The 14,101-nt window shown below is 38.0% G+C and carries 7 protein-coding genes; 6 read left to right on the plus strand and 1 reads right to left on the minus strand.

Features of this window, described 5'->3' with window-relative positions:
* Nucleotides 1-13 precede the first annotated feature (13 nt).
* From BG00_RS09040 to BG00_RS09055, 4 genes are all read left to right on the plus strand, one after another.
* On the plus strand, nt 14-709 hold the full coding sequence (locus BG00_RS09040; protein WP_036982015.1) for a 2OG-Fe(II) oxygenase: 696 nt from the start codon (nt 14-16) through the stop codon (nt 707-709).
* Between the two features lie 493 nt (nt 710-1,202).
* Nucleotides 1,203-4,139 (plus strand): TonB-dependent receptor plug domain-containing protein, encoded by a 2,937-nt coding sequence (locus tag BG00_RS09045; protein WP_036982016.1) that lies wholly within the window; start codon nt 1,203-1,205, stop codon nt 4,137-4,139.
* A gap of 70 nt (nt 4,140-4,209) precedes the next feature.
* Complete coding sequence (locus BG00_RS09050; protein ID WP_051498242.1) at nt 4,210-6,174, plus strand: S9 family peptidase; 1,965 nt, start codon at nt 4,210-4,212, stop codon at nt 6,172-6,174.
* 176 nt (nt 6,175-6,350) lie between these two features.
* Nucleotides 6,351-8,102 (plus strand): DNA repair helicase RadD, encoded by a 1,752-nt coding sequence (locus BG00_RS09055; protein ID WP_036982018.1) that lies wholly within the window; start codon nt 6,351-6,353, stop codon nt 8,100-8,102.
* A 36-nt stretch (nt 8,103-8,138) separates the two neighbouring features.
* On the opposite strand, the gene BG00_RS09060 is transcribed toward BG00_RS09055, so the two are convergent.
* Nucleotides 8,139-8,471: a ribonuclease E inhibitor RraB gene (locus tag BG00_RS09060; RefSeq protein WP_036982019.1), complete on the minus strand. Its 333-nt coding sequence runs from the start codon at nt 8,469-8,471 to the stop codon at nt 8,139-8,141.
* A gap of 190 nt (nt 8,472-8,661) precedes the next feature.
* Here BG00_RS09060 and BG00_RS09065 point away from each other — a divergent pair, with 190 nt between their 5' ends.
* Nucleotides 8,662-10,389, plus strand: a complete 1,728-nt coding sequence (locus BG00_RS09065; protein WP_036982020.1) for an autotransporter assembly complex protein TamA — start codon at nt 8,662-8,664, stop codon at nt 10,387-10,389.
* Entirely contained in the window at nt 10,389-14,075 is a 3,687-nt protein-coding gene (gene tamB, locus BG00_RS09070; RefSeq protein ID WP_036982021.1) for an autotransporter assembly complex protein TamB, read from the plus strand. Before BG00_RS09065 ends, tamB begins: the two co-directional genes overlap by 1 nt.
* The last annotated feature ends 26 nt before the right edge of the window (nt 14,076-14,101 follow it).

The following is a 14,101-nucleotide window of genomic DNA, read 5'->3' on the forward strand; positions in this document are numbered from 1 at the left end:
TTTTGGAATATTTATGATTCAACTAAATAAAAATATTGATGTAGTTAATTTACATAGGGAATACTCTAAAAATAAGAGAATTATGGTTGATAGTGTTTTAGAGTTTGATGGGTTATCTCAAATTACAGAAAAATTAAAACACGATATTCCTTATTTGAATGCATATTCTTTAAATGGCCAATACATTCAATCATCAGATGATGAATTAAAAAATATGTCTCCCAATAAAATGAGAGCGCTTCAGCAGACTATTTATGGAAATGCGAGTAAAGGGGTTGGCTTTTTTTATGGGCGATATGAAATAACTCAGAATGAAAAAGATGAATTACTAAAGGAGCTATTTAATTATCTTAATGGCCAAGAAGTTTTAAAATTGATTAGTGATGTTACAGGTGTAAAGGGGTTAAAAAGTGCAAGTGTGCAATTAACACGCTATGTACCAGGAAATTTTTTGACACGACATAATGATGTACTCCCTACAAAGCAAAGAGCAATTGCTTTTGTATTTGGTTTTACACCACAGTGGCATCCAGACTGGGGTGGTCTGTTACATTTTTATGAAATGGATGGAAAGCTGACAGAAACTTTTGAGCCTAAAAATAATGTTTTATCTCTTTTTGATGTGCAATTACCGCATTCTGTTTCTTACGTAACTCCTTTTGCTCGTGCTGCAAGATACTCAATTACTGGCTGGTTTAATTTAAAATAATATTATTTAAGCGGTGCTAAGTTAGTTTTATTAAGACTAATTAACATCTTTATTAATATGAGTAATAGGTAATCAGTAAAATTCTATTTAGACGTGGAGCCATGTAATTCTAAGAAATTGATAGATGAAAAAATTATTATTTGCTCTAAATAAAGCAAGTATTGTGATAATTACCTCATACAAAATAATTACTTAAGTCAAATTAAGTTATTTAGTATTTAAACCTTATAGTTAGTCCAAGCTTTTGATATTAAAGAATTAATTGTTTTAAAAGTATACTTTTAATTTAAGTCGTTTATTTAACCTTTGAAAGAACTTGGTGATATGTAAAAAAAATAAAGTTAAAAATTTTGTTCTTGTAACTTAAGTGTAAATGGGGTGTTGACCTTGTGCATAAGTTAAGCTTAAGATGTTAAATAACAGACAGGTTTTAATGCTGATATTTGCCTGTCTAGTTAAATAAAAAATATAATAGTGTTCTAGGGAGAATCACATGTTAAATAACAAAGTTTCAAAAGCAGTTCGTTTAGCGATCGCTTTTGGTGCAGTATCTACAGCTGCTTTCTCAGCAAGTACATTTGCTGCAGAAGAAGAGAGTGCTCAAGAAGTTGAAAAAATACAAGTTTTAGGTTCTCGCATACGTACAGATAGCTTTGCTAGCGATACGCCAATTACTATTATTTCTGTTGAAGATGCAGCTAATCAAGGGATCACATCTTTAGGTGAGTTATTACGAACAAGTACAATTGCTGCAGGCTCTAGCCAAGTAACATCGGCATTGTCTGTTGGTTATGTAACTTCTGGCGGTTCTGGTGCTGAAACTATTTCAATGCGTGGTCTTGGAGCTAATCGTACATTAGTACTGTTGAATGGTCGTCGTGCTGGTCCTGCAGGTACTCGTGGGCAAGTATCATCATTTGATATGAATGCATTACCAATTTCCGCAATTGAACGTATTGAAGTGTTAAAAGATGGTGCATCATCTCTTTATGGCTCTGATGCGGTTGCAGGTGTAATTAATATTATTACTAAAAAAGGTGATGATAAGTCTATTTCAGTTGACCTTTCGCAACCATTTGAGTCAGGTGGTGAACAGCAACGTGTAAACTTTTCAATCGGTGAAGAGTTTGAAAAAGGGTCGATACGTGTAGTTGGTGATTATAAAGTACAACATGAGTTACAGCGAGGCGATCGTGAGTTTTTCGATTGTACTGCTCGTAGATATTATAACGAAGACGGTGAGCGAGCTGATCCTATCGACCCTCGTACAGGTGATTATCACTGTAATGATACTGGCTTTGGTTTATGGCTAAGCAATGCAGGTGCATCTAATTTCGATTCTGGTTACGGCTCTTATGATTATGATGGCTTTTTTGGTAGCAATGGTTACACCAGCTTTAATGATGCCGCTAGTGGTCCAGGCGATTTCACCACTCCTGATGGTTGGTATAATGTAGGTTTTGACAAAGAATCTGATGGTTGGTGGGATAAACAACACCCATTTACAGATAAAGAGTCAATGATACCTAAAACAGCGACATATTCACTATTTGTACAAGGTGACTATAGCTTTACTGATGACGTAAGTGGTTATGCAGAATTACTATATAGTTCACGTAAAACTGAAACCCAAGGTTACCGTCAGTTCTGGACAGCAGACATTGGTAACTTCCGTCCTGCAAGCGATCACGATGGTTTTGATGGGGATGCTTGGGTCATGCCTGTAGCGCTTACTGATCATAGCGGTAATGAGACAACAGTAGATTATCGTCGTTTTGTGCTTGGTTTAGAAGGCTCTTTAGGTTTTTGGAATTGGGATATTTCTTATCAAAATAGCCATAACGAAGGTGAATATAAAAATAAATTAATTTACCGCGACTCAATGGTTATGGCACAAAATCACTTACTTAACGGAACATCATGTTCTGGTGAGGTTACTGAAATATCAGGTAAAACATGTGTAGATGTGCCTTGGACAGATCCTCAGCAAATTAACGGTAACCCTTCAGATGAAGTGCGTAACTTCTTATTTGGTGAAGAGACCGGTGTAACCATCTACAAACAACATACACTAGAAGCATATATTACAGGCGATTTATTTGAATTACCTGCTGGTGCCGTTGGCAGTGCATTTGGTATGTCTTACCAAAAAGATGAATTAGATGATACCCCTGGAATAAATGGCGCAAGCGGTAATATGTGGGGAAGCAGTAGTGCTAGTCGTACAGCTGGCTCTCAAAACACTCGCGCTGTATTTGGTGAAATTCGTTTACCACTTTTTGAAGATGAATCATGGGCTAAACGCATGGAGCTGACAACATCAGGGCGTTGGACTGATGTATCTACTTACGGAAGTGACACTACGTTTAAAGTTGGCATGACTTGGGAAATTGTTGATGGCTTCACATTACGTGGTTCTCGCGGTTCATCGTTCCGCTCTCCTGCGTTGTTTGAACTATATTTAGCAGGGCAAACGGGTTTTCTTGGTCAGAACTCAGTTGATCCATGTTTTGATTACGGCTCAGGATATGCAGATGGCACTGTTTCACAACGTATTTATGATAACTGTTTAGCGTCTGGTGTACCTACAGACTATGATGGTTTAGGTACAAGCTCAGCAACCAGTGTAACAAGTGGTGGTGCAGGGCGTTTAACAGCTGAAACTTCAATTTCTGAAGGCTTTGGTTTTGTGTGGACAAGCCCGGAAAATACTTATGCATTTTCAGCTGATTACTACAAAGTTGATATTAGTAACCAAGTTGCTAATTTAGGGGGGAGTGATATAACAAGTACTTGTTATAACTCTGAAAACTTCCCAAGTGACCCTATTTGTGCACAGTTTACGCGTAATGATGGTACTAATGGTGATTACAGCATCGATACCATTTACGGTGGCTATACTAACGTTGCAAACCAAGGTACACGTGGCGTTGATTTAAACTTCACTTACCGTGATGATTTTGATTTTGGTTCGGTATACTTCAACATTGAGCATACTGTTCAGTTAGAACGTACCTACCAGCTTTTTGCTGACAGTGAGCCAAGCCAATACATTGGTGAGATTGGTGACCCTAAACATGTTGGTAATATTTCAGCAACATTCAAAAAGGATGACTGGAGCTTAACATGGACTACACGCTATGTTGATGAAACGAATGACTATGAATATTATGATGATTCAAATGAATCAACTTACCGTGGTGAAGATATTACTTTTGTAGCTGAAACACCTAAAGTATTCTACCATTCACTATCAGGTAATTTAAAGCTTGACCAATTTGATGTAACAATGGGTATTGCGAACGTTTTTGATGAAGAGCCACCGCAAGTATCTCCTAGTTATGTTAGAGCCGTTGGTAACAGTGCGCTTTATTCACAATATGATAATTTAGGCCGTAGATTTTTTGCGAATGTTACTTATAATTTTTAATTAGCATTTAGATTAAAGTTTATTTATTAAGCCCTCGTAGGAGGGCTTTTTTATTGATAAGGAAATACTTATGAGGAATATAGCTAAATTTACTGTAGGGATGTTTTTAGCTGCTGCATCAGTAGGGGCTGTGGCCAAGGTCGATAGCGTTAAGTTGCAAAATTACGCTAAGCATGCGCAGTTTATAAATATGAAAATCTCACCTGACGGTAAACATCTTGCAGCTACAACAAGAACGGAAACAGGCGCTATTAGGCTAACTATACTTAATGTTAGTAATCATGAGATTGTTTCTATTACCGAAGGAAAAGAAAGCGAAGCTGTTGCAGACTTTGGTTGGGCAGATAATGAACGAGTAATTATTTCACTCGCTCAAGAATATGGTGCTTATGATGCGCCAATGGCAACGGGTGATCTTTTATCTATAAACGTTAATGGTAAAAGTAAAACTATAATAGCTGGGCCTCGTTCAGGTGATTCAAGAATTCGAATGGCAAGAGTCATTGATCTCTTACCAGAGACTGACGATGAAATTATCATCTCGTCATTTTCGCCATACTCAGACGAACCTTATTTAGAACTACAGCGAGTAAAAGCAAGTTCAGGGCGTAAACAAAGTATGGGGAAGCTTCCTTTACGTGTTTACAAAGGAACAAATACGAGCGTTTTATTGGATCATAATGGTATTGCGAGGCTGGCAACAGGTATTGCCCCAGATAAAAATAATCAAAGTATTGTAGTTACAAGAGATAATAAAGATGATGAGTGGCATGAAGTACTCCGATTTGACAGTGATTCAGGATCTTTTACCCCACTTACATTTTTAGCTGATAATTCAACTGTGATTGGTATTAGTGATAATACAACTGATACGTTATCTATCTCTTCATTTGATCTGAAAACAAACAAACAAACTGTGAAAGTGACTCATCCAAATACAGATCTAATGCCAGTTGTTAGTATAAATAACGGCAAAGTCAGTGAAGTAATTGGAGCAAGTTATGAATTAGATTCAATTGAAAATGTTTTTTTTGAAGATATAACAGATACTGGCTTTGCGAGTTTATTATCGAGCTTATCAAATTCATTTAAAAACCAAACTATAGAGGTTACCTCCTCAACTTTAGATAATGCAAAGCTGGTGTTAACAGTTAGCTCCACTAATAACCCAAAGCAATTTTACTTATTTGATACTAAGAAACGAAGTCTTAGCGCGATAGTTAAAGCTAAACCTTGGTTAAGTCAGGAGGAGATCCCTCAAACAACGCTAATTTCTTATAAAACACGTGATGGGTTAGAGGTTCGCGGGCTGCTAACGCTCCCTGTGAATGCAGATAAGAATTTACCTCTAATAATGCATCCTCATGGTGGCCCACATGGTATTAGAGATTCATTATCAACATTAAGTAGTGATGTAAAAGTACTTGCATCACATGGATACGCTGTTTTTCAACCGAACTTTCGTGGTTCAGGTGGCTATGGTAAAAAGTTTCTGCAAATGGGTTACCAAAGCTGGGGGACAAGCATGATTGATGATATGACCGATGGTGTACGTTACCTAATTAAACAGGGGGTCGTTGATGAAGGTCGAATTTGTTCTTATGGTGCATCTTATGGTGGTTATGCTGCGGTTCAAAGTGCTATACGAGAACCTGAGCTTTATAAGTGTGTTGTAGGCTTTGTAGGCGTTTACGATTTACAGCTAATGTTTGAAGAAGGCGATATCTCAGAATCATCTTCAGGTTTAAATTACTTAGAAAACGTACTTCCGAAGACAAAAGCAGAAAGAGAAGCACAATCGCCAGTGCATAATGTAGATAAACTCAAAGCACCTGTATTCATTATTCAGGGTGGCCAAGATGTAAGGGTGCCTGAAGAGCATGCATTTAGGCTAAGAGATGCGCTTAAAAAACGCAATCACTCTGTAGAGTGGATGTACAAAAAAGGTGAAGGGCATGGTTTTTATAAACCAGAGCATAATGTAGAGCGATGGGAAAAAATGCTAACATTTTTTGATAAAAACATAGGTAAATAAAAGTCTACCCCTGAGTAATTAACTTAGGGGTATTATTAATAGATATAAATGTTTTATCGTAGTATTCCCCATTAAAATGAGTTTTAATTATGCGATTTAAAAACCACGTAATTAATAATTACCTTTAAAGTTAAGTTATTTGCTAAAATCCCTCATTAAAATTTAATTGTTATCTCATGACCTACACCCTTAGACCCTACCAAAGCGAGGCGGTTGAACGAACCGTTTTACACTTTAGAAAAACTAACGAACCTGCTGTTATTGTGTTGCCTACGGGGGCGGGTAAAAGTTTAGTGATAGCTGAGCTTGCGCGTATTGCTAAACAAAAAATATTGGTGTTGGCGCACGTAAAAGAATTAGTTGAGCAAAATGCTCAAAAATATAAAAGCTTTGGTCTTGAGGCGAGTATATTTTCCGCAGGTCTCAAAGAGAAGTCGTTAACCTACCAAGTTACCTTTGCCAGTGTGCAGTCGTTATCGCGTAATCTAAATAAACTTAATGAGCACTACTCATTACTTATTATTGATGAGTGTCACAGAGTAAATGGCGAAAAGAAAAGCCAATACGGAAAAGTTATTAATGCACTTAAATCTCACAACCCTGAATTAAAAGTATTAGGTTTAACCGCGACGCCTTACCGATTAGGGCTAGGCTGGATTTATCATCATCATTACCATGGCTTTGTGCGTGGCAATAAGGAAAGTCCATTCAAACGCTGTATTTTTGAACTACCTTTGCGCTATATGATTAAGCATAACTACTTAACTCCCCCTAAAGAGGTTGATGCTGCAATTAGCCATTATGATTTTTCATCTTTAACTAGCAATGCATTTGGGCAATATAGCAATGAGGATATGAATGCGCTGTTAAAAAAATCGACCCGTGCAACTCAAACAATTCTGCAGCAAGTTATTCAATATAGTGAGAACCGCCATGGCGTGATGATATTTGCAGCTACGGTTTTGCATGCACAAGAGATAATGACTTATCTACCAGAGGATCACAGTGCGCTGATTACCGGAGATACGCCAAATAGCGAACGCGATAAAATAATAAAGCAATTTAAAGCTAAACAGTTAAAATATTTAGTAAATATATCAGTACTGACGACGGGTTTTGATGCCCCTCATGTTGATTTTATAGCTATTTTACGCCCCACGGAGTCGGTGAGTTTATACCAGCAAATTGTCGGTCGAGGCTTGAGGTTGGCAGAAGGTAAAAACGATTGTTTAGTGATTGACTATGCGGGCAATGGCTTTGATTTATTCTACCCAGAAGTTGGCGATAAAAAAGGCGATAGCGATAATGAACCCGTGCAAGTGCTGTGCCCTGGGTGTGGCTTTGCCAATATATTTTGGGGAAAAACAGATGCTGACGGCAAAGTAATCGAGCACTTTGGTAGGCGTTGTAAAGGTTTGCTAGAAGATGATAACGGTTTAAGCGAGCAATGCGATTATCGTTTTCGTTTTAAAGAGTGCGAGCAGTGCGGCGCACAAAATGATATTGCTGCTCGAAAATGTCATGACTGTGGTGCTGTGATGGCCGACCCTGATGATAAGCTTCGTAATGCGTTAAACCTTAAAGATGCATTAGTCCTACGTTGTAGCGGCTTGAGTGTGGTAAAACTTAAAGAGCAATTGTTAAAAATTACTTATTTTGATGAAGACGGAGCCAGTTGTGATGAAGTTTTTGATTTATCAAACAAAGGATCACAGTATTACTTTAATAAGCAATTTGGTAAGCGTGTAGGTCAGGGACAGTCACCAGTTGAATTTAGCAGTGCAGAGCAAGTTATAAAAGCCCAGTTTGATTTAATACCACCGGATTTTGTGATTGCGCGAAAAAGTAAAAAATATGGTTGGAAAGTAGCAGATAGACTTTTTGATTATAAAGGCAGCTTCAGAAAAGCAAACCAGCTAAGTCGATAGACAAAGCTGGATATCATTCATTATTTAAATTAGGGATTATGCTTCTTCTGCGTCTAATCCCCAACCATCACCATAGCCATTAAAACTGTTCGCTATGCTTTCAATGTATTGTTCTGCTTGGCCTAACAGTGCATGTTCAGGCACCATTTGTACATGGGCAATTACTTCCCAAACGCCGGTATCTTTACATTTTTCAACATCAGCAGTTTGCACTAATGCATCGTTTACAATCTCAGTTGCAAATTTTTCGGCATCAGCCTGTTGTTCAAATAAAATGTAAAAATCAATTTGTTGCATTTTACTTAAATCTACACCGGCGGCGGAAATTTCAGCAAGAAGCTGGCCATTGTCATCATCAGGGAATTGCATTAAAAACTCATTAATTTTATTTTGTACTCGTTATAGCTATTGTAACCAAAATAAACCGTTAACGCGTACTAAATTTTGACTGCATCTTTGAGTGTTAATTGCGATTAAGTTAATGTTAGGCTCATTGTGGCTATGGTACTATATTCCTGTCTAGGGTTTATTTTATGGATACCACAGTAAGGATATTTACTTGTTCAATCAGCTTTTAAAGTTTTTTTGTTTTTTTTGCTTATTAGTAAGCCTGTCTTCTATTGCCTCTGAAAATATAATTGAAGATTATGAAATTAAAGGGATCAGTGGCGACTTAGAAAATAACGTTGCACTTTATTTAAAACAACTTGTTGGTGAAAAACCAACCCGTACACTTCGTCGGTATGCAAAAACGCAAGTTGAGAATAGTATCAAAGCCTTAGGTTATTACAGTCCAGTAGTAAATATTGATTTTGATAAAGACGAGCGCGAACTTGTTGTAAATATAGAGCGAGGTCCAGCCACACGTGTTGAGTCACTTAATATAACTATTAATGGTGAAGCAAAACAGGATCCGTTCGTTCAAAAAACGATTGAAGATCTTAATTTAAAACAAGGTGATATTTTAAATCATGGGGTTTATAGCAGCGCGCATCAAAAAATAGAGTCAGTGTTGCTAGAGTATGGATATTTCGATGCAAAATGGCCTGTTAGAAAATTTGAAGTATCACTCAAAAAACACAGCGCATCCATTACTTTTACTATTGATAGCGGAGTTCGTTATCAGTTTGGCGATATTTTAATTGCCAGAAATACTCCAGCTGAAAAATATATCCGCTCTTTGGCGCCATTTAAAATGGGTCAGTCTTACAAAGCATCCTATATCGCCGATTATAATCTTGATTTATCAAGTACCCCTTATTTTAAGAGCGTGCGTGTTTACGCCGATATTACAGCGAGAAAAAACAAGCAAGTTCCTATAAAAGTAGATGTGTTACATAAACCAGAAAATAGTTATGAAATTGGTGGTGGCTTTAGTACAGATTTAGGGCCGAAAGTACGTTTTAAATGGAGTAAACCATGGATCACCGATAACGGGCACTATCTTGAAAGCAATTTAAATGTTTCTCAAAAACAGCAAGATATTTCCATGGCTTACACCGTGCCGGTGAATGATCCGAACGATGATTTATGGCGCTTTTCTGTCGGTTATAAGTTGGAAGATGAATTAACCAATCAAACCTACAGTGAAATATTAACAGGGCAGTTACAGCGCCAGTGGTTAACTGAGCATGAATGGGTACGAACGGCTTTTTTAAGGCGTGAGCAAGAAACCTACCGCATAGGGGATGACGAAGAAAAAACAACTGAAATGTTAATGCCTGGGATCAGTTATGCGCGTAAACAATCAAAGGGTGGCACCACACCTTATTGGGGGGAGCAGTGGTCTATTTCAGCTGAGTTTGGACTCGATAGCGTACTCTCAAGTACCAATTTGGTTAGAGTTCAATTACAGCATGCTTGGTTACGTACTTACCTTGACCGCCATCTGATCTTTTTAAAAGCAAACGTGGGCGCAATGATTGTTAATGATATAAATAACGTGCCATTTTCTTTGCGATTTTATGCCGGTGGCGATCAAAGTGTCAGGGGTTTTGCTTATCAGTCGATTTCTCCGCAAAACGAGCAGGGTGAGCGTATTGGTGGTAAATATTTATTAGCGAGTACCGTTGAATACAACTACCAATTTGCTAAAAATTGGCGGGCTGCGCTGTTTGTTGATGGGGGGACCGCAACCAATGATTTTTCAGAACAATTTGAAGTAGGTGCAGGATTTGGTTTTCGTTATTTAACACCGGTTGGTCCGATAAGAGTTGATCACGCGTGGGGGCTCACAAAAGAAAGTAAAAGTACCCGTTTAAGTATTACCATAGGGCCTGAAATTTAATGTCAGTATTTAAAAAAGTAACGGCGATAGTTAGCGCCGTTTTAGCAACGCTGTTAGTTACACTGTTTTGCGTTTTGTTTACCGCCCCTGGTAATCAATTGCTTGCTTATACAGCGAATAAATTGGTTGATGGATTAACCATCGAAATAAAAAATGGCCGATTTTTATACAATGACGCATTTAACTTACAGTTTGACCAAAATGGCGTAAGCGTTAATGCACAGCAACTAAAGATAGATTTATTTTGGTGGCAATGTGATGGTATTTGTATTGATAATTTAAGCGCTAAGTCGATTAAATTAACCTTGCCAAAAAGCGCTGAGAATAAAGACGATACGCCAACCGAAGCATTAGAAAAAATAACCTTACCCTTTAATATTGCATTAAAAAATCTAGCTATTGATGAATTTATTTTAAATCATTCAAGTGCAAATGTAACACTTAACACTCTGCAATTTTCGGCAAAGGCTGAAGGGTCTGATATTACAATTAAACGTTTAACCACTCCTCGCATTAATGTGGTATTGAAAGAGCAAACCGCAGCTCAACAAGCAGCGGCTAATCAACAAACAACAACGGCTATTAATGAATTGCCAGCTTTACCCAATATCGATTTTATCTCACCACTTAACATCAATGTTGAGCAGTTCAATATCACCAACGTGACAATAAATCAGGGCGAGCAACACTATTCAATTAATGATATTGCTCTGCAAATGAGCGTAGAAGATGCCACTATTAAGGTACAGTCACTATCGGCAGGTTATCAGCAGTGGCAGTTAAAAACTCAGCTTGATGCAACACTTGAAGGGGCAATGCCAATTAACGGCAACATTAGCTTAAAAGGGAATGAACATGGAGCTACTCTTGATATAAATGGTGATCTAGCCAAGCTTAACATTGCGCTTGATACCACAGGATTATTTCCTTTAAATTTGAGAGCCACAGCCAACCTCAAACAGAAAAATTATCCCTTTAGTGTTAATGGCAAAATTAATCAATGGCTTATTAATACACAAAGTAATGAGCTAAAGGTTAAAAACATCAATTTAAGTGCCCAAGGTAATGCTAACGACTATCAATTAAGTTTAACGGGTAATACTCAGCTAGATGCTTATCCAAGTGTAGATTTAAATGCTCAGCTAAAAGGCACACTAAACAAGGCAACGCTTGAAACGCTTGCTTTAAAAGCTAACGATAGCGCTGCGAATATTCAAGCACAGCTTGATTGGCAACAGGGAATTAAAGCGGACTTTACCGGCGTTTTATCAAATTTAAAAGCGCAATACTTAACCGATGCCCTAACCAGTGATGTTTCAGGGACGTTTAAAGGCGTATTTAACGCCCAAGCCGATACCTGGCAGCTAAGAATGAACAATACTAAGCTAGCCGGCTTACTGAACAACGTGCCCTTAGAGTTTGCTGCAAACTTTAAGTTAGATAATCAATTAAAAGCGGATATCGATAGTTTTTATTTAAGTAGTGGTACTAACAAGTTAACTTTGAATGGACAGGTAGATGATACATGGCAAGTTGACGGTGATATTACGCTTAATAGTGATGAGCAGGCTAATCTGCCTTTTATTGCTAACGGTAAAGCGGACTTAAAAGTACGGGGCAACAGATTAACCCCTTCGGTTGACTTAGTTGTTATGCTAGAGCGCTTTATTTTTAATGAGATAAACATTAATAAACTCGCTATAAAATCTCAATTAGATACGGCCGCTGATTGGCAAACTGATCTCAGTGTTAATGTTGCATCTGCACTGGTCGCTGGGCAGCAAATTAATAATATAAACATAGCTGCCAGTGGTGATAAAACAGATCATCAACTTAGCGCGTCGATTGATGCCGAAAAAGGCGCGGTGGAACTTGAGCTTAATGGCAAAATGAAAAATGCCATTTGGAATGGTGAGCTAAGTGACATAACCCTTAGTGATAAAAAGCTGAGTTTTAATAATACTAAAAAAATATCCGTTATGGTGAATACACAAAACGGGGATTTTGATGTGAGCGCTCATTGTTGGCAATCAGCTCAAAGTAAGTTGTGTATAGATACCTTGTCACAAATAAAAGCGCTAGGGCAGTTTAATGCAAAGCTTGCTAACCTCTCACTTGCAGAGCTTAAGCACTTATTACCAGATAATATTCGCACACGTGGAGACTTAACAGGTGATTTTGCTGCTAATTGGCAGTCAGGTGCACTTAAAACGCTCAGAGCGAATGTAAATTCTAATGGGTTAAATGCAGTGCTAACCTCAGAAGAGGATCGATTTAAACTCCCAATAGAAACACTCAATATTAGTGCCTTTTCAGATTCGCAGATTGGTAAAATTGAAGCTAACTTGGCATCCAGTGTGCTAGGTAAAATAGCTACCGAGATAAATATTGACGACATTCAAAATACACAAACACTCTCTGGTAACGTTAATATAGATAAAATTTTACTCTCAGACATTCAGCCATTTTTAGATACGCTTGAGCAACTTAAAGGGGCAATCAGTGGGCAGGTTTCATTAGCAGGAACGCTCAAAGATCCTCAGTTAGATGGTGAGCTTAATATTGCAGACATTAATTTAGAGGGAGAGCAATTACCCGTTGCACTTAAAGACTCTAATATACATATTTTATTTAATAAAACCACGGCAACAATTAATGGCAACTTAAGTGATCCTCAAGGCGGGCAAGTTAAACTTACCGGTGATGTTGATTGGCAAGGCGAGCAACCCGCGGTTAATGTTGCAGTTATTGGCAATGAGTTTTTTGTTAGAGCGCAGCAGGGTGTGATATTTAAAGTATCACCCGATCTAAAAATCGGCATAGCAGATAACGCGCTTAACCTTGTTGGTGAAGTGGTTGTGCCTTATGGGCGTATAGAAATTGAAGAGCTGCCCGAGGGCGCAGTGCAAGTAAGCGATGATGAAATAATTATTGATCAAAAAACACAAGCGGCTAAAAAAGTCCCTTTTGATTATGATATAGACTTAAAAGTAACAGTAAAAAATGATGTAAAAGTTGAATCGTTTGGGCTCGAGTCTAAAGTGACTGGTGATTTAGCGCTTAAAATGAGCCAAGGTACGCCAATTATTGCCACCGGAGAGCTTAATTTAATAGAAGGGACGTATTTAGCCTTCGGGCAAGACTTGATAATTAGAACAGGGCAAATAGGCTTTAGTGGCGCAATCGACAAACCGTATCTCAATATTAAAGCGATTCGTAACCCAGATAATACCGCTGATGGTGTGATTGCCGGAGTGACTTTAACCGGCAGTGTTGAGCAACCTACGTTAAAAGTATTTTCTGAGCCTGCGATGGATCAAGCCCAAGCCTTAGCCTATTTACTCAATGGGCAACCATTAGGAGAGGGCGACAGCTCTACAGATGCTATGTTAACTCAGTTATTACTTTCTCAAGGTGTGAGTCGCAGTGAGGGAGTGGTTTCTAAGGTGGGTGAAACCTTTGGTTTATCTGATGTAAGCTTAAGCTCTAAAGGCAGTGGTGAACAAACAAAAGTAGAGATATCGGGTTATATAGCTCCAAGCTTGCAGGTTAAGTACAGTGTTGGGGTGTTTGACTCACTCAGTGAAGTGGCTGTGCGCTATCAGTTACTCTCTAAACTATACATAGAAATAACCAGTGGCTTATACCAAAACGTAGATATACTGTATAAGTTTGATTGGGACTAGGGTCTGTTGACCTTTGCGGATTAAAA

The organism is Pseudoalteromonas sp. SCSIO_11900, from assembly GCF_000576475.1.
In the GTDB taxonomy this organism is placed as follows: Bacteria; Pseudomonadota; Gammaproteobacteria; order Enterobacterales; family Alteromonadaceae; genus Pseudoalteromonas; species Pseudoalteromonas tetraodonis.

Coding starts and splice junctions, on each gene's coding strand:
- tamB (WP_036982021.1), top strand. CDS start 10,389: ATGTCAGTATTTAAAAAAGTAACGGCGATAGTTAGCGCCGTTTTAGCA.
- BG00_RS09045 (WP_036982016.1), top strand. CDS start 1,203: ATGTTAAATAACAAAGTTTCAAAAGCAGTTCGTTTAGCGATCGCTTTT.
- BG00_RS09060 (WP_036982019.1), bottom strand. CDS start 8,471: ATGCAATTCCCTGATGATGACAATGGCCAGCTTCTTGCTGAAATTTCC.
- BG00_RS09055 (WP_036982018.1), top strand. CDS start 6,351: ATGACCTACACCCTTAGACCCTACCAAAGCGAGGCGGTTGAACGAACC.
- BG00_RS09050 (WP_051498242.1), top strand. CDS start 4,210: ATGAGGAATATAGCTAAATTTACTGTAGGGATGTTTTTAGCTGCTGCA.
- BG00_RS09040 (WP_036982015.1), top strand. CDS start 14: ATGATTCAACTAAATAAAAATATTGATGTAGTTAATTTACATAGGGAA.